This window comes from Streptomyces sp. NPDC033177, from assembly GCF_055577715.1.
Genome location: NZ_JBVIPS010000004.1, coordinates 546,876 through 565,866 on the forward strand (window position 1 = coordinate 546,876; position 18,991 = coordinate 565,866).

The 18,991-nt window shown below is 68.2% G+C and carries 13 protein-coding genes and 4 pseudogenes; 11 read left to right on the top strand and 6 right to left on the bottom strand.

What is annotated here, in order from left to right; genetic code table 11:
- Window positions 1-147 precede the first annotated feature (147 nt).
- From ACZ5U5_RS17455 to ACZ5U5_RS17465, 3 genes and pseudogenes are all read left to right on the top strand, one after another.
- Window positions 148-1,234 (top strand): annotated as a pseudogene (locus ACZ5U5_RS17455) (LLM class flavin-dependent oxidoreductase).
- A 254-nt stretch (window positions 1,235-1,488) separates the two neighbouring features.
- A complete protein-coding gene (locus ACZ5U5_RS17460) occupies window positions 1,489-2,754 on the top strand; it encodes an MFS transporter (RefSeq protein WP_469022158.1) in 1,266 nt (421 codons plus the stop codon).
- 401 nt (window positions 2,755-3,155) lie between these two features.
- Window positions 3,156-3,617: a hypothetical protein gene (locus tag ACZ5U5_RS17465; protein WP_469022160.1), complete on the top strand. Its 462-nt coding sequence runs from the start codon at window positions 3,156-3,158 to the stop codon at window positions 3,615-3,617.
- Between the two features lie 31 nt (window positions 3,618-3,648).
- Here the strand turns inward: ACZ5U5_RS17465 and ACZ5U5_RS17470 are convergent, their stop codons facing one another.
- Window positions 3,649-4,293, bottom strand: a complete 645-nt coding sequence (locus ACZ5U5_RS17470) for an ISL3 family transposase (protein WP_469022163.1) — start codon at window positions 4,291-4,293, stop codon at window positions 3,649-3,651.
- The gene (locus ACZ5U5_RS17475; protein WP_469022166.1) at window positions 4,290-4,787 is read right to left on the bottom strand and encodes an ISL3 family transposase; all 498 of its coding nucleotides are present in this window, start codon (window positions 4,785-4,787) and stop codon (window positions 4,290-4,292) included. The genes ACZ5U5_RS17470 and ACZ5U5_RS17475 overlap by 4 nt, the downstream gene beginning before the upstream one ends.
- On the opposite strand from ACZ5U5_RS17475, the pseudogene ACZ5U5_RS17480 reads away from it, so the two are divergent.
- A pseudogene (locus ACZ5U5_RS17480) lies at window positions 4,786-5,463 on the top strand (telomere-associated protein Tap); the annotation flags it as partial. The gene ACZ5U5_RS17475 and the pseudogene ACZ5U5_RS17480 overlap by 2 nt on opposite strands.
- Before the next feature lie 21 nt (window positions 5,464-5,484).
- Window positions 5,485-5,814 (top strand): annotated as a pseudogene (gene tpg / locus ACZ5U5_RS17485) (telomere-protecting terminal protein Tpg); the annotation flags it as partial.
- A 96-nt stretch (window positions 5,815-5,910) separates the two neighbouring features.
- Here the strand turns inward: tpg and ACZ5U5_RS17490 are convergent.
- Window positions 5,911-6,534, bottom strand: a pseudogene (locus ACZ5U5_RS17490) (LLM class flavin-dependent oxidoreductase); the annotation flags it as partial.
- Window positions 6,535-6,643: 109 nt separating this feature from the next.
- Here ACZ5U5_RS17490 and ACZ5U5_RS17495 point away from each other — a divergent pair.
- Together ACZ5U5_RS17495 and ACZ5U5_RS17500 are read left to right on the top strand one after the other, a co-directional pair.
- On the top strand, window positions 6,644-7,246 hold the full coding sequence (locus ACZ5U5_RS17495; RefSeq protein WP_469022169.1) for a TetR/AcrR family transcriptional regulator: 603 nt from the start codon (window positions 6,644-6,646) through the stop codon (window positions 7,244-7,246).
- A 372-nt stretch (window positions 7,247-7,618) separates the two neighbouring features.
- On the top strand, window positions 7,619-8,044 hold the full coding sequence (locus tag ACZ5U5_RS17500; protein ID WP_469022171.1) for an SH3 domain-containing protein: 426 nt from the start codon (window positions 7,619-7,621) through the stop codon (window positions 8,042-8,044).
- A 618-nt stretch (window positions 8,045-8,662) separates the two neighbouring features.
- Here the strand turns inward: ACZ5U5_RS17500 and ACZ5U5_RS17505 are convergent.
- Entirely contained in the window at window positions 8,663-9,562 is a 900-nt protein-coding gene (locus tag ACZ5U5_RS17505; protein WP_469022174.1) for a GNAT family N-acetyltransferase, read from the bottom strand.
- A 1,224-nt stretch (window positions 9,563-10,786) separates the two neighbouring features.
- Window positions 10,787-11,812 carry a LacI family DNA-binding transcriptional regulator gene (locus ACZ5U5_RS17510; protein WP_469022176.1) on the bottom strand — a complete coding sequence of 342 codons (1,026 nt, stop codon included), beginning with the start codon at window positions 11,810-11,812 and terminating at the stop codon, window positions 10,787-10,789.
- Window positions 11,813-11,926: 114 nt separating this feature from the next.
- Between ACZ5U5_RS17510 and ACZ5U5_RS17515 the strand changes: the two genes are divergently transcribed.
- On the top strand, window positions 11,927-12,778 hold the full coding sequence (locus ACZ5U5_RS17515; RefSeq protein WP_469022179.1) for a phytanoyl-CoA dioxygenase family protein: 852 nt from the start codon (window positions 11,927-11,929) through the stop codon (window positions 12,776-12,778).
- Entirely contained in the window at window positions 12,771-14,171 is a 1,401-nt protein-coding gene (locus tag ACZ5U5_RS17520; RefSeq protein ID WP_469022181.1) for a sugar porter family MFS transporter, read from the top strand. The genes ACZ5U5_RS17515 and ACZ5U5_RS17520 overlap by 8 nt, the downstream gene beginning before the upstream one ends.
- Before the next feature lie 845 nt (window positions 14,172-15,016).
- Here the strand turns inward: ACZ5U5_RS17520 and ACZ5U5_RS17525 are convergent.
- Window positions 15,017-15,634 carry a TetR/AcrR family transcriptional regulator C-terminal domain-containing protein gene (locus ACZ5U5_RS17525; protein WP_469022184.1) on the bottom strand — a complete coding sequence of 206 codons (618 nt, stop codon included), beginning with the start codon at window positions 15,632-15,634 and terminating at the stop codon, window positions 15,017-15,019.
- A 63-nt stretch (window positions 15,635-15,697) separates the two neighbouring features.
- Here ACZ5U5_RS17525 and ACZ5U5_RS17530 point away from each other — a divergent pair, with 63 nt between their 5' ends.
- Entirely contained in the window at window positions 15,698-17,164 is a 1,467-nt protein-coding gene (locus ACZ5U5_RS17530) for an FAD-dependent monooxygenase (RefSeq protein WP_469022186.1), read from the top strand.
- A gap of 834 nt (window positions 17,165-17,998) precedes the next feature.
- On the top strand, window positions 17,999-18,973 hold the full coding sequence (locus ACZ5U5_RS17535; protein WP_469022188.1) for a hypothetical protein: 975 nt from the start codon (window positions 17,999-18,001) through the stop codon (window positions 18,971-18,973).
- Window positions 18,974-18,991: the final 18 nt, after the last annotated feature.

The following is an 18,991-nucleotide window of genomic DNA, read 5'->3' on the forward strand; positions in this document are numbered from 1 at the left end:
TGTGTTTTTTTTTGTTGTGTTGGGGTTCACCACTTTTTTGGGGTTGTGTTGGGGGGGGTGGGGGGTGGGCCCTCCCCCCCCCCCCCCCCTTCCTCCCCCCCCCCCCCCCCCCGGCCCCGCCTCCCGCACCACCGAAGGACCGTCACCATGACCGACCCGATCCGCGGCACCCGCCACGGCTGCGCCCCCGCCGCCCTGTCCGTACTGGACTCCGCCATGACCGGCACCGGCCAGTCCGCTGCGGAGGCGCTGGCCGGCAGTATCGAACTTGCCCGGCTCGCCGACCGGCGTGGGTTCACCCGCTACTGGATGAACGAGCACCACGCCATGCCCGGTGTCTCCACCTCCAGCCCGCCCGTCCTGCTGGCCCGGCTCACCGCGGAGACCAACAAGGTTCGGCTCGGCGCGGGCGGGATCATGCTGCCCAACCATCCGCCGTTGGTCGTCGCCGAACAGTTCGGCATGCTGGATGCCCTCGCCCCCGGCCGCATCGACCTGGGCCTGGGCAGCGCCCCGGGCACCGACCCGGCCACGGCCGCCGCCCTGCGCCGCGGCGCCTCCGACGCCGAGGACTTCCCACAACAAGTGCTGGAACTGCTGCACTTGCTCGGCGATGACTTCCCCGCCGAGCACCCCTATGCCGACCGCGTGTACGCCGTGCGGGGGCCCGCCCAGGACCGCCTCAACGGCATCACCCCGCCCCCCCGACCGCCTGCCGGTGTGGCTGCTCGGCTCATCCGCCTATTCGGCACAGCTCGCCGCCCGGCTCGGCCTGCCGTTCGCCTTCGCCGCACACTTCAACCCGCACGACGTGGTGGCCGCCCTGCGCCTTTACCGCGAGCGGTTCACCCCGTCCCAGACCCTGGCCGAGCCGTACGCGCTGGTCAGCTTCACCGTCGCGGCATCAGACGACGTGCGTGAGGCCCGCCGCCAGGCCGGCACCCTCGCGCACGCCATGCTCCGCATGTTCCAGCGCAAGTCCTACCTGCTGTCCTCCCCCGAGGAAGTGGACGCCTACACCTACGACGCCCAGGAACGCCAGGCCGTCGACAGCTGGCTGACCCACATCCCGCACGGCACCCCCACCCAGGTCACCGCTCACCTGAACCAGGTCCAGCGGGACTCCGGCGCCGACGAGCTCATGATCGGCAGCGTCGGCCACTCCGTCCAGGCCCGGCTGCGCTCCACTGAGCTGATCGCCGACGCCTACGGCATGCCCGACAGCCCGCACTGACCGGGAACGGGCGAACGGCTGCCCACCAACACCGACCACCCTTCACCGCCAATTCCCCCTGATTCTCCGGGAGTTTCCGAGGGGTTCCCGCGGGTCAGTCGCCCGGAGCGGCAACTGGCCCGCGTCACCGGACAGTTCTTTCGCTCTCTCCTGCCCTGCGCACCCCTGACCGCCGCCTGACGACCACCGACCGCCCCGCCTGGCAGTCGACACCCCGGCCTTCCGACGTCGCGGCATTTCGAAAGTACGGACCCATGGCCCACCCGCCCTTCATCCCCGCCCCGCCCACCGTCGCTGCCGCCTCCGCCATATCCGCAGTACAGAAGCGCACCCTGACCGTCCTGCTCGTCTCCCAGGTCCTCAGCGGTGTCGGCCTCGCCGCCGGGGTCACCGTCGCCGGGCTGCTGGCCGGGCAGATGCTCCACAACACCTCGCTGTCCGGTCTGCCCATCGCCCTGCTCACCGCGGGCTCCGCCGTCGCCGCCGTCGTCATCGGACGCCTCTCCCAGCGCCTCGGCCGCCGCCCCGGACTGGCCGCCGGATACCTCACCGGCGCCCTCGGCGGCACCGGTGTCGTCGTAGCGGCAGCACTCGCCAGCCCCACGCTGCTGTTCGTCTCTCTGTTCCTCTACGGCGCGGGCACCACGTCCAACCTCCAGGCCCGATACGCCGGAGCCGACCTCGCCGCACCCCACCAGCGCGCCCGCGCCACCTCCACCGTCATCGTCGCCACCACCGCCGGCGGCATCACCGGGCCCCTGCTCGCCACCCCCGCCGGGCACCTCGCGACCGCCCTCCGACTGCCCGAGCTCACCGGCCTGTTCCTCCTCTCCACGGTCGCGTTCACACTGGCCGCACTCACCCTCCTCCTTTGGCTGCGGCCCGACCCGCTGCTGCTCGCGCACACCCTGCCCGCGCCCCCTGCTGAAGGCGCACCCGCGGCTTCCTCCTCCCGGTCCGGGCCCGGACTGCTCATCGGCGTCGTGGTCCTGGTCCTCAGTCAGCTCGTCATGGTCGCCGTGATGACAATGACCCCCATCCACATGCACGCCCACGGCTTCACCACCGCCGCATCCGGCCTGGTCATCGCCCTGCACACGGGTTCCATGTATCTGCCCTCGCCCCTGGCCGGCCGCCTCGTCGACCGAGTCGGGGCCACAGCAATGAGCGTGGTGACGGGCGGCACGCTGCTCACCGCAGGAGTAGTCGCTGCCCTCGCGCCCAGCCACTCCTTCACCCTGATCGCCCTCGGCCTCGTCCTGCTCGGCATTGGCTGGAGCTTCGGCTTGGTCACCGGCACCGCGATCGTCACCAACAGCGCACCCCTGGCTACTCGCGCCAAGGTCCAAGGACTGGTCGACGTCGCCATCGCCATCGCGGGCGCCGTCGGCGGCCTGGCCTCCGGCATCGTCGTCGCCGCCACCAGCTACCCGGTCCTCGCCGTCCTTTGCGGCACCCTCGCCTTCGCGGCCGCACCTGCAGCCATCGTGGCGGCCCACAAGAGCTCCACGCGCGCCTGATCGACGTATTCGGCGGAAGTGATGAAAGCGAGCGAGACATACCGCACCTCAATAGCCAGGCAAGACACAGGCATTTCGGCGGCGAAGACATCCGCGGACTTGAAGAGAGGACAACAAGAACACCTGTTCATAGGGGGCAGGCCGTGGGCCGGGGCCTGCGGGCGGGGGGAGCCCCTGTCTCAAGGTGACATCAAATGTCGTCGCGATTGATCACGCGGAGACCCGCCTAACGACTCCCCGACTCGCCGCGAAACGACTCCCGTTCAGAGGTTCTGGCTCACCTTCTGTGGAGTTGTAACCGAGCGTTGCGGATGGCGAGGTGGGTGCCTCCGCGAGCAGAGCCGGATTTGAATCCGCCCCAGGGCGTTAGGGTGCTGATTCACGAAGCAAGGGGAGTTGGCGTGCTCAACAGACCGAGGAGAGAGGAAGCCCTCGACTGCCTGCGCGCCGAGATAGCAGCGGAGCGATCGACGACGACCGAGTTGACCACTCGGGCGGCATGGCTGGCGTGGGTGCGATTCGCGAAGCAGCGCTTTGACACAGCACCGACCCCCGACTCCGACGGCTTACTCTTCCAATACGGCACGTACGCCTTCAGCGGGCGACCGGTGTTCACGCTGGACCTCACGCGACAGTTCGACATCAACGATGACGACGGCGAGCACGACCATTACGTGCAGGTCCACTGTGAACTCCGCTACGAGCCCGAATCCGCCCTGGATGCGGTGGGAAGCTTCGACTCCTGGTTCTTTCACGACACCGATACAGACCTCGACCGGTGGTTCGCCGCCATGGAGTGTCGTCTCGAACGCCTACTTGATCGTGGGCCCTCCAAGATCAACCTTTACGAGGAGCCGGTGTAGGCCGTGCCAGGAGTGGGAGACCAAAGGGCCCTCACGCAAGCAGGACTCGCTTGCGTAGGAGGGTGAAGCTGGCGCGGCCGAACATCTGACGCTTGAGCATCTTGAGCCGGTTGACATGGCCTTCGACGACGCCCGAGTTCCAGGTGAGGGTGAGGCCGGCCATGAGGGCTTCGCGGTCGCGGTCGATGCCCGCAGCGAGGGTGTGGAGGCTCGGGAGGTCGTCCTGCCTGACGGCGGCGAGCCAGTTCGGCAGGCGCTCACCCTGGCGCTCGGTCAGCATCGCTGCAAAGGATCGGACGTGCCTGGTGAGGGCGTCGATCTCGGGGCAGTTGGCCCGGACGTTCTTCAGTTGGAGTTGCTCGGCATCGGACAGGTTTTCCGGGCGGCGCAGAACCCGTCCGGCGACTGCCCGGGGTGAGGGCGGCCGGGCTGTCACGGGCCGTGGCGAGGTGCGCTTCTGGCGGAGGTAGGCGCGAACACGCTGGTAGCTGCCCTGGTAGCCGAGTGGGACGATCTTTTCCCACAGTTTCCAGGCGTTGGTGCAGCCCTCGTTCCATCGGGTGTCGAGGTAGGTCTTGTACTCGTCGAGGACGGAGGTCCGGGCTTGCCACTGACCGGTGAAGAGGACTTCTGGCTTGGCGGCGTCCGCGTACCGTTTGACGGTTTGGCTCGTCATGCCGAGCTGCCGCTGGATCGCGCGACGGCTGTGTCCTGCCTCCACCAGGGCATGGACGGTGGCGTGAACGGTTCGGGTTCGGTCGGCGAACCGGTGCCCGGTCGGCGTGGCGACCCGGACGACTCCTCTGCGGGGTCGGGCTCCTCCTCGGTCGTTTCAGGCGTCTCGGGGACCAGGACGCGCAGGCACTGGCGGTGCTGGGCGATGCTCCGCTCAGTGGCTTCGCTGAGGTTGTGCCAGAGATGCCACCGGTCCGCGACCTGCACGGCCTGCGGTGCGCCGGCGGTGGCGCCCTCGGCGAAGAACGGGGCGCGGTCCTGACATACGACCTCGATTCCGGGCCGTTCGGCCAGCCACGCGGCCAGGCTCGATGACTCCCGGTCGGGCAGCAGGTCGACCGGCCGCCGGGTCTCGACGTCCACAAGGACGGTGCCGTAGTTCCGGCCTTTGCGGGTGGCGTACTCGTCGACGCCGACCACTCGCGGGGCGGGCACCGTCGCCTGTGCCCAGGAGCTCGGCTACAACGTCGCCCCGGTCGAGGCGTACTTGCGCAAGGAGGCCGGCACCCATCTGGCTCCGTGGCACGACCGGCTCAAGACCGCGTACGTCGACACCCTCGCCGACCTCGGTGTCACCAAGGACTTCACCGACACCGAGGTCCTGGTGGCGATGGAGCGGCACAAGGACGTTGACCCGGCGCTGGCCGCTGTCCTCGCAGCGATCAAGGCCACGGTCAAGGGCACGGTGAAGGGCGGTATCGGGAAACTGTTTCGGGCACCCGCAGGGCAAGAGCTACAAGGAGGGCGAGCCGTGGCCGGCCATGGTGCGGCGGACGTGGCGCCCCGACATCCGGGCCGCCGTCATCTCCGAGCCCGGGTCAACTTGCACCGCAAGCTGCTGAACATGTCCCGGATGACCGGGCCGTTCCCGCTCGCCGTGCTCTGCGACTGCCTCGTCTACCCGAGTCCCGGCAGTAGCCCGCCGGACTTCCTCCCGTACGCGGCCTCGGGCAAGCCTCAGCCCGGAGGGTTCCGCCTGGGACTCACGCCGGGTCTGGCGAAGCTGGAAGGCGTCCAGGAGATGGCCTGGGCGGTTGGCCTGATGGAAGAGGGGCTGAACCCGGCCCGCCACATCAAGGGCGGCGACGCCGTCTGGGACGAAGGGGAGTAGACGGCGGGGGAGATCGACGAGGTGATCGAGCGCGCCGACCGCGAGGCGTTCACGAAGGACCCGCCAAAGACCCTCGAGGGCCGGATCGGGTTCCTGCTCAAGCAGTTCGGCAGCGCGAAGGCCGTCGCTGCGGAGCTCGGGGTCACCGCCGACTCCGTCAACCGCTACCGGCGCGGCGCCCGCAAGCACGCCCGCGCCGACATTGCCGCGAAGATCGACGACACCGTTCGGCAGCGGTGGCAGCCGCTCGTACGCAGGCGTCGGCAGCGCCAGGCCGCCACGAGCGGCGGGATCACCGTGGAGACCAGGGCCCGGTTCGGCTGCACCGCGCCTGTCGGCACGACCGACGATGTCTTCGTCCCCGAAGCCGAGTCGGCGCACGCTCGCCTCCTGGTGCGGCGCCATGAGATAGGGGGCGACATGAGCTGTAGCCATCTCCCTGGCCCGGCCGAGGTCATGGTCGAGTACGACGGCCTGCTCGACGCCGAGAAACGCATCCGGTCCCATGATCTGACGTGCCCGTGCGGTGTGCTCGGCGGGCACGAAGTACGTGTGCGCGCCCCAGGTGTGCTCGGCTGCCAGCTTGAGCATCTTTGGACCCAGGGCGGCCAGGACGCGGCGCGGAGCCGGGTCTGGTATCGGACCGTGGACGGGTGACGCGTCCATGGACTCCAGGTACGAGCGCATCGTGGCCACCGCCCTGCCACGGGACGGTACGGGGTAGCCGTCCACTTCGTGAACGGTGTCGTCGACGCGGTGCCCGCCCAGGCCGAGTACGTAACGTCCGGGGAAAGCCTCACCCAGGGTGCGCGTCGCGGCGGCAGTGGCAATCGGGTCCCTGAAGGCGATGTTGGCGATGCCGGACGCGACAGCGATGCGACGGGTCGCCGACAGCAGCAGCCAAGCCTGGCCCACCGAGTCGCGGCCGAACGCCTCGCCGTACCAAAGGGCCCCGTAACCCAACTCCTCGATTTCCGCGGCTGATTCCCGCACCCGTCCGGCGGGCTGCCCTTCGTAGGCGACAGTCCAGATCCCGACCCGGCCGAGCTCCGCCGATGCGCCGTTCGTCATGGGTACTCCTCAGCCAGGGCTTTCCGGAGAGGTTCTCCGGTTCGGAGCCGCTACGATACGGAGAACGTCTCCGCTTGGCTATCTCCGGGGGCAAGCGAAAGGCAGGTTGATGACGATCGGGCATGATGGCGCCGCTCAATCGCTGAAGCGCACGGACGCGCGCCTGAACAGGGAGCGCTTGGTGGCCGCCGCGCAGGAAGTGTTCGCCGAAACCGGCCCCGGGGCGTCCCTCAATGAGATTGCCCGCCGGGCCGGCGTGGGGCCGGGGACTTTGTACCGTCACTTCCCGAACCGCCAGGCCCTGCTGACCGCCGTACTCAAGAGCCGGATTCAGGTGCTGTGCGAGCAAGCAGAAAGGCTGTGCGCCGCGGACTCCGCCGATGAGGCCCTGTCGCAATGGCTGGGGGCTTTCATGGCCCATGCCCGTGCCGACCACGGCATGGGCAGCGCTCTGATGGTCAACGAGCTCGGCGCGCCGAACTTCGACTGTCACCAGCTGATCCTGAACGCGGCAACCAGTCTCCTCACTCAAGCGCAACGGCGCGGAACCGCCCGTGCCGACCTGACCGCCAGTGACCTGGTCCAACTCGTCACGGGGATCGCGCTGTCCACGGTCCGTGACGAGGGCACCGACCAGGCGAACCGGCTCCTGGCTCTCGTCCTTGACGCCGTGTGCGGAGTACCACGCCGAGGCAATTGGCGACGGAGCTAACGGCAGGCAGAGAGAAGGCCCACGGGACCACTGCTGCTGACGCGTTCCTGCATTCTGGTGATGAGACGCGTGTCGGGCGGGGGGTCGCTTCGTATTCCTGGTGTCAGTTCTATGTTTCCCGCACAGCGCAGAAGTTCGGGCTCCTTCTAGAAGCTCGACGCGTCACCGAGGAGAAGCGAAGTCATGGTTCGTAGTGCTATGAGCGGGTGTGCGGTGGTGGCTCTCGCCTCCGTGGCGTTCACTGGTGTCGCGCCGGCATCGGCGTCTGATGCTTCGCGACCGGAGCCGAGGGTCACGGTCACCCCGGCCTCGGTCCAGCAGAGGGCTGCGGTCACGGTGAAGGTTGTGGGCGTCCCCAAGACGTGTCGTTCGGTGCAGGCGAGGTCCGACGCGTTCGCCAAACCGGTGGTGCTGGCGAAGAAGACCAAGCCGCTGATGTACGCGGGCCGGGCCGCGGTGAAGGCGAATGCTGCGCCTGGCAGTCACCAGGTCGTCGTGGGGGGAGTCGGCTGCGGCAAGTGGGTGGCGAAGGGCAAGTTCACTGTTCCTGCGGCGCCCAACGCGAAGGTCGTCAAGGGAACCGTCACCTCGAAGGCCGGGCTGTTCGTGCGTCGGCAGCCCACGTCCAACTCGGCTGCAGTGGGGGCCTACCGCTACCGGCAGACCATCAATGTGATCTGCAAGAAGGCCGGTCAGCCGGTCGCCGGTAACCGAATCTGGTACCGGGTCAGCGTGCCCAAGGGATGGGTCACCGCTCGCTACGTCAAGGCGCAGGGCGCCGTGCCCAACTGCAAGTAGCCTCAAGGCCCTTGGGCCTCTTGAAGGGCTCGCAGTGTCCGGCCGCCGCACCCGTGCGGCGGCCGGAGCCGTGGAGGATCTGCGCCCCGAGACGATCCCGTAGTTGTTCACACGACCGGGAGAGCCCAAGGCAGCGGCCCTGGCAACTGGCGCGCCTCCGGATCGAGACTGCCTCGATGTGCGCCGGCGCCCGGGCCATGCACCGGGCGCTGCGCGGCTCGCGGATGGTCACCGTCGCCGGGGGAGAGGGGCGCATCGTCCCCGGCACCAACTCCTGAGAGCGCAGGGCCGCTTGTGACCTTCAGCGGCCCAGGGCGGGGAGGCGGGGTCGACCGCGACTGGTTTACTGCCTTCGAACTGCCGTCCTATGCACCCGACCTCAATCCGGGCGGGGACATCTGGTCCGTCCGTGCGACGCACCAGCGCGGCCAGCTGTGCCTTCGCCGACCCCGATGAATTGAACACTGCCGTCCGGACGTGGCCTCCGCCCAGCTCCGATACCGCCACGACGTTGATGACGAGATGGTGGCCTCTGGCCACAGCGCAGATCCCGCATGTCGTCGACAAGAGGTCCGGACCTGCCCTCGGACCGGACCCCTCAGCGCGTGCTACTCCTTGCTAGGCCGCTTGGCCCGGCGGGTGGAAGTTGATGCGTTCCCTGACGACGGGGAAGCCGGCCTTGGCGAAGTTCGCGGCCATGGGGAAGTTGCCCTGGTCCGTCGCTCCGCTGACGAACTCCGCGCCCTGCTCGACGAGGAAGTGGGTGCACTCCGCGAGGAGGTCATAGGCGTAGCCCCGACCGCGCTGTTCCGGGACGACTCCGATGAAGCCGATGGTCGGGCCGGAGGAGTTGTGGGCTGGGATGTGGATGCCGGCCAGGTCGCCCTCCGGCGTGTGCGCGATCTGCCACCAATCGCGTGGGGAGGGGCACCAGTGGAAGAAGTCGAGTTCCGCCTGGGCGGCCTGGTCGAGACCGCCCTCCTCGATGGCCCTGAGCGCGTGGGCGTCCAGGGTGACGGAGTGGATGCGGCGCAACGCGTCGAAGAACACGGTGTTGTCGGGGTCGGCGCTGAAGCGCAGGCGCCCGGGCCGCTCGGGTAGACCACGCTCAGGAGTCCAGCGGTACAGGAAGCGTTCCACCAGGAGTTCGTACCCTGCGGCACGAGCGGCGGCGAAGCGTGACTCGGCGCCGGCACGCAAGTCGGTCTCTTCCCGCCAGTCGCCTGGCAGATCGATCTCGAGTTCCACCTGCCAGGGAGCGGAGCGCAGGAGCTCGGCCCCCGCCTCCTCCTCGCCCTCGGCCACGTCGAACCAGTTGATGTTCAGGGGCTCCGAGTCATTGGGGCCGCCCCACCACGCGCCGCGCGCGACGACTTCTCCGTCGCGCAGGGCGACGCGCTTCCAGTCGGGGCGGAACTGGGTACGCCGATGGCCTTCACGGGCGCCCAGGGGGTCGGGGAGTGCATCGAAGAGATGGGCGTCGCTCGCGGAGAGCGCGCGGATGACCGCATCGGTCATGGATTCCTCCGGGATACAGGCTGCTTGGAGCGCTCCCGGTCAGAACTCACGAACCACGCCGGGACAGCGGAAAGAGGGAGCGCTGGAAAGGTGTGAACCGCACGGCACTCGCCTCCTTCCATCCATCTCAGGGCGTGGAGCCACAGAGTAAGCGGTCTGCTGAGGGTCCGTCCACGGATTTCTTTGAGCCCCGACCCACGATCGATGTGATCAAGCGCGCCCGTGGCGGTCGAGTTGGAGCGTCATGCCATGAGCAGGATTCCCGGCCCATGTGCGCCCCAGCGGTATGCTGGTCCTGGAGGCGATCATCGGCCTGTGGGGCACCGACCTCGACGGAAATGGCGCCCGCTCAGTTTCTTGTTCCGCGACAGCGTCCAGGTCCGGTCCGGTCATCCATGTACAAGTCGAGTGCGGCAGGTTGGGGATGCAACAAGGCGCGTGAGTCTGCGAGTTGAGGCTTCGAGCACCTCACGCAACGGCACGGGAAGATTGTGCGTTGCGGGCCCCGCCACCCTTAACCTCGTTAGCGGCCATGCGGGAAACGCTCAACCAATCGTCCCCAGGTCCTCCCGTAGCCTTGCGGAGGGTGGCGCCGACCACCGGGACGGCAAGTTGGGGGAGGGTGGATGCTGGCGAACCTTGCCATCAGGCTCTTTGTGATAGCTGTGGCTGGACTGCTAGCAGCCCTGCTGGTCTGGGGGATTACAGCGTTGGACGGGGCGGACGAGGGGCCGGCTGTACCTACACCGATCCCCACGGGTGCCGCTTGAGCGATGCAATGACAATGCCGGTCGTTTCGGGCGGACAGCGCGGCCACGCTCCGTACTTCACCGAGATTGTGGCTGCCCTCAAAGTGCCCCGGCTCGGTGCCGCTGCCCACGCTCCCGGCCCGCACAGGTCATCGCGGATCGCGCGTATGCCACCCGCGCGATCTGCGCTGACCTGTGATCAATGGATGACCTAGATGACCTCGTGATCCATTAGGGCTTTTCCTTCAGCAGCTCTTTCGGTGCCTTCATTTCCTCAGCCATGACGGGAAGCACCGAGCTGATCATCTCGAACCTTCCGGCGTGCCTAGCCCCCCGACGCGCCGGGAGCGGGCCTTCGTGGCGGTCATGGACAAGCTCGCCACCGCGATTCGGCACGGGATGCGCGCAGGGGCTGGTAGCGGAATCTCGCAACCCTGGTGTTCGCTGGTCGCGGGGCGTCTCGTGTGAAGCCGCCCTACCTGACGTTGCGTGGGGGGCCGCTGGACGCACGTTTCTCGAGGCGGTGCGGGATCACTATGTCCAGCGGTGGGACGGTAGATGCGGGACTGTAGATGCGATCTGCCAGGCACTGCAGGGCTCGTTCCGCGATTTGACGCTTGTCGGGGACCACGGTGGTCAGGGGCGGGTTGGCGTACCGTCCGTCCTCGATGCCGTCGAACCCCACCACGGCGATGTCCTGGGGGATACGGATGCCCTGCTGGTGGGCGACGTGGAGGGCGCCGAGGGCGAGTTCGTCACTGAACGCGAAGATGGCGTCGGGACGTGTGCGTTCCTGGAGAAGAGCCGTCATGGCCGCGGCACCGTCTGCGCGGTGCAGGGTGGTCACCGCTTTCTCCAGGCCGGAGTCCTCTGGCAGGCCGGCACGCCGCAATGCCTGGTGATAGCCGGCCAAGCGCTGCCTTGCCGTTTCGTTGTGCAGGTGGGGCTGCAGGCCGATCGCGGCGATGCGTCTGCGCCCGGACTCGATCAGATGGCTCGTGGCTTCGTCAGCGGCAAGGACGTTGTCGACGGCGACGCGGTCGGCCAATCCGTGGGGCGGCTGCTCGCCCAGCAGGATGACCGGTACGTCGCGGGAGCGGTCTTTCAGCTCACCTGGACCCAGCGACCACGGACTGATGATGAGTCCGTCGACCAGGCGGTCACCGGCGCCTTCCAGGAGGCGTTTTTCTGCCTCGGGGTCGCCGAAGGTCTGGTCGATGACAACGGTCCATGAGCGCTGTTGGGCGGCATCGACGATGAGGCTGGCGAGTTCACCGAAGTAGGGCGAGTGGAGTTCGGGAATGGCCAGGCCGATGAGCCCGGTTCGGCCGGCCCGCAGATTGCGCGCGGCGATGTTGGGACGGTAGCCGAGCTGGTCCAGAGCGGCCTGGACCCGGGCCCGTGTCTCTTCGGCAACGGGCACAGACCCGCTGACCACATTGGAAACGGTTCGGGGCGACACGCCTGCGAGGGCGGCGACGTCCTTCAGGCGACTGCTCACGGCTCACATCCTCGCATGCGGCGACGACCGAAACCAAGATCCGATTCTGGCTATTGCCACGTTGCAATCAACGTTGCAGGATGAGCGGCGTCATCCAGCGCAAGGAGGCGCAGCATGAGCGTGCACACTTTCCCCGGCGTCACCGCCGACGACCTGGACATCGATGTGTCGGCGGACGTGGAGAGCCTTTACACGGAGGGCATCACGGCGCGGAAGGGGGCGTTCACGAAGGAGTGGGCGGATCAGCTCGGCGACGATGTGAACCGGGCGTTCACGGAGGCTCTTCAGCGCCCGGACGGTGCCGTGGGCCGTGGACCGAACCGCTTCTACGTGGAAATCCACCCCGAGCAGATCAGGGGCTTCGTGGAGCTGGTGGACCACCCGTGGGTACGTTCGCTGTGCACCGCGACGCTGGGCCCCGAGTACCGCATCGTGGAGCTCGGCTTCGACGTGCCCCTGGAAGGCGCCGTGAACCAGCCCTGGCACCGCGACTTCCCCATCCCGCAGGAGACGCAACGCGAGCGGCGCCTGACCTCCCTGGCCATCAATGTGACCACGGTCGACACAGCCGAGGACATGGGCCCTTTCGAGATCGCACCAGGCACCCAGTGGGACGACGGCCCGGACTTCGAGCACGGCATGTTCCCGCCCAAGTCTCTCTACAGCCGCTACGAGGAACGGGCCGTGCGCAAGTATCCGCAGCGCGGTGACATCTCCGCCCGGACCGCGCTGACGATCCACCGGGGCACCACCAACCATTCCGCCAAGCCTCGCCCTGTGCTCATCCTGGGGGTGGACGGCCCCGAGGCGAACAACGGCGACCGTCACGACACCGCCGTGACCTCCGGCTACTGGAAGACGCTGCCCGAGCGGGTGCGCCGGCACTTGCACTGCCCCATCGTGGACGAGCTGACGCCGATGACGCAGAAGCACACCATCGAGGGCTTGGTCATGGGCGATGCCTGAGGTCCTCACGCCGGCGCCGAAAACCCCGCACGCCACCGGCGCCCGTCAGCCGGGCCTGGTCTACGCGGTGGCTGCCGTTTCGGCCGTCGGTGGCCTGCTCTTCGGCTACGACACGGGCATCATCTCCGGCGCCCTGCTGTATCTGCGGGAGGACCTCGATCTGTCCTCACGCGGGCAGGAGATCGTGGTCAGCGTCATCCTGGTCGGTGCCATGGTCGGCGCCCTGGGTTCGGGACGTCTCGCGGGGCGTTTCGGACGGCGCCGGGTGGTCATGTGGGTGGCCGCCGTGTTCGCGTTGGGCGCTGTGGGGGCCGCACTGGCCCCAGGGGCAGAAGCGCTCGTCGCAGCGCGCTTCGTCCTGGGCCTGGCCGTGGGCGGAGCATCGAACATGGTCCCCGTCTACATCGCAGAGGTGGCGCCGGCCGCCATCCGGGGCCGGCTCATGGTCCTGTTCCAACTCATGGTCGCCATCGGCCAGTTGCTCGCCTACCTGTGCGGCTGGCTGTTCGCCGGCAGCGGGGGCTGGCGCATCATGTTCGCACTGGCCGTCATCCCTGCGGTCGTGTTGGTCGTTGGCATGGTCAAGCTGCCGGAGAGCCCGCGCTGGCTCGTGGACAAGAAGCGCGAAGGTGACGCGCAGGCGGTCCTACGACGGTTGCGTCCCCAGGGCGCAGACGTCGCAGCAGAGATCGCCGGCATCCGAGACATCGCCACCTCGGCACCGCCGGTGCACCGACGCGCCATGGCGCAGCCCTGGGTGCGCCCCGCCTTGGTCGTCGCTCTGGGCGTTGCTGCCTTCTCCCAGCTCACCGGCATCAACGCGATCGTCTACTACGCACCGACCATGCTGTCGGACGCCGGGTTCGGCGACTCCGTTGCCTTGCTGACCGGAATCGGAGTGATGCTCGTCCTGGCGGGCATCAGCGGCGCGATCGCCGTGGACGCGATCGGGCGGCGCCGGACGATGCTGGTGTTCATCCCGCTGTCCGGGCTCTCCATGGCCGTCCTGGGCGTGGCCTTCCTGGTGGGTGACTCCACCGCCCAGCACTGGGTTGTCATCGTCTCGCTGTTCGCCTACATCCTCTTCAACGGGATCGGAATGCAGTCGGTCGTGTGGCTGATCGCCCCGGAAATCCTTCCTCTGAGCGTGCGGGGACCCGCGACGAGCCTGGCCACGCTCTCGGTCTGGGGGTTCGATCTGCTGATCGCGGTCACCGCACTCACCGCGATCAACGCCATCGGCCGGTCGGGCACGTTCTTCGTCTATGCGGCCATGAACGTCCTGTGCGTGGTGTTCGTCCTGCTCAAGGTCCCAGAGACACGCAACAAATCGCTGGAAGACATCGAAAAGGCTCTCCGGGCCCCGGGACCTTTGCGCCAGAACCTGCTCTGACGGGCCATGCGCTGAGGCCTGACCTCGCAGAGGTGTGTAACTGCCGCAGGTGGTTGCGACAGACGGAGTGTCCGCCGTGGACGTAACTGTTGCTGCGCACGGGAGTTTGGATCGGTCGTTCACTTCGTCGCGGCTCCAACCGGGCCGGTCACGGCCAACAGTTCAGTGCTCGGCGCCTGGCTTCTGGCTGGAGTGGTACCCCCGTTGGGGATGCTCCAGGGATGGGCGCATGGGGGCGGGCGGGGCCGTAGGACGGCCTCCGGCATGTTCTGGTAGGCCACGGGGTGCAACCATCGGGTAATGGCAGGCTGCCGACGCTAGCGTCGCCCCGGCCAGCCTTTCGTCCGGGCAGAGAACCTTGTCGCCGATCTCTGGACTGGCTGCGGGACTTCACCTCCGATCTCGCAGCCAAGGCCCTGGTCACCAACCGCTCCCTGCGCGCGGGAACGGCCCCCGGCAGCACGAGCTCGGCGGACGGCTCCCGTGGCTGTTCCCCCCCCCGACATGTGCTGAGATGGCCCCTGGCGTGCTGCGCAACTTGCGGTGAGGGCCACAGTGGTGAGGTCGGCTGTTCCGCCTTCGCCTCGCGGCTCGGTCACGTCCCGACGTGGAGAATGCGGACGGGACGCTTACCCGCTGACCTGGCACCGTGGCGGCGACGAACGCGCCGCCGGTGCGGTCCAGGGTGGGCTGCGCCGCGTACTCGGTGGGGACGTCGGCCTATCTCTGCTGTTGTGCTACCGCGAGAGTGGCAGGCAGGCAGGCAGGCAGGCAGGCAGGCAGGCAGGTCCAGGACCAGGACGGTGGCGCCCGACGCGCCGCAATGCGTGGGGCGCCGTTCCGTTTCACACCCCCAGGATGCGGGAGAGCCCGTACTCGAAGCGCTCGTCGAAGGAGGTGTCCTCGAAGTACGCGGCAGCTCGGGACAGCGAGGGGTACTCGCCCGTGTCCAGCCGTTGTGCGAACGCCGGGCCCCTCGCGTCAGGAAGCGCCTGTTCCTCCTGAGCCAGCCCCAAGGCGAAGTAGACAAGGCTCCAGCCGGTCCAGACCGCCTCGCGTTCTTCCAGCCCGCCGGCCAGCAGCGCCTCGGTCATCAGGTCGGCGAAGCGGAGGGTGGCGGGTTCCGCGGCGTAGGTACCGGCCACGATCCTGGCCCCGTCCCGGTGGGCCAGCAAGGCGCGGCGGTAGCGGTGCAGCAGTTCGCGGACCCGTGGTTCCCAGGGCTCGGGCAGTCCGTCCACCGGCGCCCCGGCCACGATCGCGTCCGCCATCAGCTCCGACAGCCGCGCCTTGGTCTTCGCATGCCAGAGCACTGTGTTCATCCGGACGCCGAGCCGGTCCGCGATACCGCGGATAGAGAGCGCGTCCGCGCCTTTCTCCTCCAGCAGTTCCAGGGCCGCTCGCACCACCGTTCCGGGGTCGAGTCGAATCCGGGCGAGATTCTCCGCTTGCTTCTTGGTCACCGACCTAGTCTACTGGGCGCACGTCATCTTGGTCACTGACCAAGAATGTCTTGAGGAGCTGTCATGGAGCACGAGCACGTCGTCATCGCAGGAGGCGGCCCCACCGGGCTGTGGCTTGCCGCCGAACTGCGGCTGGGCGGGATACCCGTCACCGTCCTGGAAGCTCGCCGCGAGCGGGATCCCCACTCCAAGGCACTCACCATCCATCCGCGCACGCTGGAGGTTCTGGCCACCCGGGGTGTGGTGGAGCCCTTCCTCGCGGAGGGCCGGCGCATCCCCAGCGGCCACTTCGGCGGGCTCGACGACCGGTTGGACTTCGGGGTCCTCGACACCCCCTACCCCTTCACACTCGCCCTGCCGCAGGCCCGCACCGAGGAGCTCCTGGAGGAGCACGCGCATGCGGCCGGAGCCAAGATCCGGCGCGGGCACCAAGTGACCGGACTCGCCCAGGACGCAGACGGGGTGAGCGTGAAGGCAACCGGCCCCGATGGCCCGTACTCACTGCGCGCCGACTACATCGTCGGCTGCGACGGCACCCGAAGCACCGTGCGCGAAGCGGCGGGCATCGACTTCCCCGGTAACGACGCCACCACCTGGGGCTTCCTGGGCGACGTCGTCCTGGACAACCCGCCACAGGAAGCGGTGCTGGCCGTGTCAGGCCCGACCGGCGGCGTCATGATCGTCCCGATGCCGGGCGGCATCCACCGGATCGTCGGCGGCGACCCGGACAGTAACGGCACCGGCCACCCCGGTGAACTCACCCTCGACGGGCTGCGCGCCAAGGTGACCCGGATCGCCGGCAGCGACTTCGGCATGCGTGACCCGAGCTGGCTCTCCCGGTTCGGCAACGCCACCCGCCAGGCCGCCGAGTACCGCAGGGGCCGCGTCCTCCTCGCGGGCGACGCGGCGCACATGCACTACCCGGCCGGAGGCGTGGGCCTCAACGTCGGCATCCAGGACGCCACGAACCTCGGCTGGAAACTGGCCGCCACCATGGCAGGCACCGCCCCCGCCGGACTTCTGGACAGCTATCACACCGAACGCCACCCGGTCGGCGCCGACCTACTGCTCAGCACCCGCGCCCAGACGGCACTGATGAACGCCTACTCCGCGGAGGGCCAGGACTTGCGCACCCTCCTGAGCCAACTCATCGCCACCGTACCCGAGTTCTCCCGAAGCCTGGCCGAACGACTCTCCGCACTGGCCGTCACCTACCCGGGCCCCGCACACCACCACCCCCTGACCGGTCACCGCGCACCCAACCTCGAACTCGGCGACAACACAGACCTCTTCGCACTGCTCCGGACCGGCCGCCACGTCCTGCTGCACTTCACCGGCACCCCGGCACAGCCCTCAACCCTCCACCTCGTCACGCACACTGCGCATCGGTGCGACCCGCGCCCCGCCTGGTCCACCGTGCGTGCCGCGCTCATCCGCCCCGACGGCCATGTCGCCTGGGCAAGCGAACAGCCTGACGCCGAAGTTCTGCGGGCCGAGGCCCACGCGGCGGTATCCGCGATTCACGGCTGACCAGGGCTCTCGATGTCCACGGAGTCCACTGATACTGCTGCGGCAATCCCCTCGAGGCTCGAGCCTTGAGGGGATTGCGGGTTCGCGCTGACGGCACTTTCAGCCCTGCTGGCTCCGCAGCTCCCCGTACGAGGGGGCCCGTCGTACGGGGAGCTACTTCGCCGGGGGTACCCACGCATTCGTCGCAGGCGGCTCTGTGGCGGGAGTTGCCTCGCCCATCTCAGCTACATCGATGTCGGCCTCGCAGCCTTCCGGGATCTTCTCGCTGGAAGTCGCGCAGGCTGAGGGGTCGGCATCGGGTGCGCCCCTGTTCTCCTGGCGCTGGCTCTTGCCCTGTTCGTCCGAGGTCGAGGTGTCGGAGGATGGATTGCTGTCCGAGGGTGACGAGCAGGCCGCCGAGCCCATCACCGTGCACAGGATCAGAGCGGCCGAAGCTGCAGCGGTACGAGTACGCATGTAAGTCCCCCCAACGCGGACGCGGAGTGTCCGGCCCGCCAGTCGATCAACCATGCCACCTTGAGTCCTGTTGAGCGGGGGGGCGCCCCCCCGAACCTGCACTGAGATCGGAGCCGCCGGAGCGGGGGCGTACGACCTCTGACGGGTCTTTGGCTTCGCAGGTTGCGTCAAGCTTGGGTCTGAGATTCGAAGGGTATATGAGGCTTAACCCTTGGATCAGATGTATATTTGAGGCATACTTATGACTCTCGCCACAGCGTGTACAGCTCTGTGTGTGATGGAGTTGATCTTGACCATAAGGACCGGCAAGCACCCATCGCCCTCGCAGGGGTGGGTTGCGAGCTATGCCTGAAAAGCACGTTCAAAGGAGTACGGCGCGTGCAGAACAGCACACACCGTCGCCAGTTCAGCAAGCTCTCCCTTGCTGCTGTATCCGCCACCGTTGGGGCAGCGCTTCTCGCCTCCGCGATCCCGGCCAACGCCGCCACCGCCACCATGCGTTCGGATGGCGCGGCCCAGGCCGCCGCTGTCGTGGAAGCTGCCACGGGGACGGCCGACATCGCTGCGTCAACGGCGGCTCCGGGCACGCCGGCCAAGGCGGTCACCCCTGCGGACGGAGTCGCCCTCACGGTCACCGCACCGGAGAAGGCGAACGGCGCCCTGCACGCGGCTGACGGCAGCGGCTCGTCGTTCGGCCTCACTCTGCCGGGCGCCAAGGAGGTCGCCGGAGTCAAGGCCGGCGCGGGCACGGTGATCTACCCCGACGCCGCTCCCGACACGGACATCGCGGTGCAGCCGACCACGGACGGCGGAGCCCGCACCTTGGTCACGCTCAAGGACGGCAAGGCTGCCGAAACCCACCGTTTCCGGCTCAACATCCCGCAGGATGCGAACATCACCGAGGACGGTCAAGGCGGCTTCGAGATCACGCGTGAGGCCGCCGAGGGCATACACGTCCCGGTCGCCACGATCGACGCGCCGTGGGCGAAGGACGCGAACGGCAAGAGCGTGCCCACCAGTTACAAGCTGGACGGCCATGACCTCATCCAGACCATAGAGACCGGTGAGGACACCGCGTTCCCGGTGGTCGCTGACCCGAAGATGACGTGGGGCATCGTGACGGGCACCGCGTACTTCAACAAGAAGGAGACCAGGGCGATCGCCAACAATGGCGCTCTGTCCGGTGTGGTTTCCGGTTTCCTCCCGCCGGGTCTGAACATCTACTGGGGAGCGCACGCCGCGGTCATCACCACGACGGCGCTGAAGGCGAAGAACGCCAAGAAGTGCATCAAGGTCAAGTTCGCGGCTGGGATTTTTATCCCCGGCCAGTACTCCGGCGGAAACTGCAAGTAGCAACCACAACGAAACGAA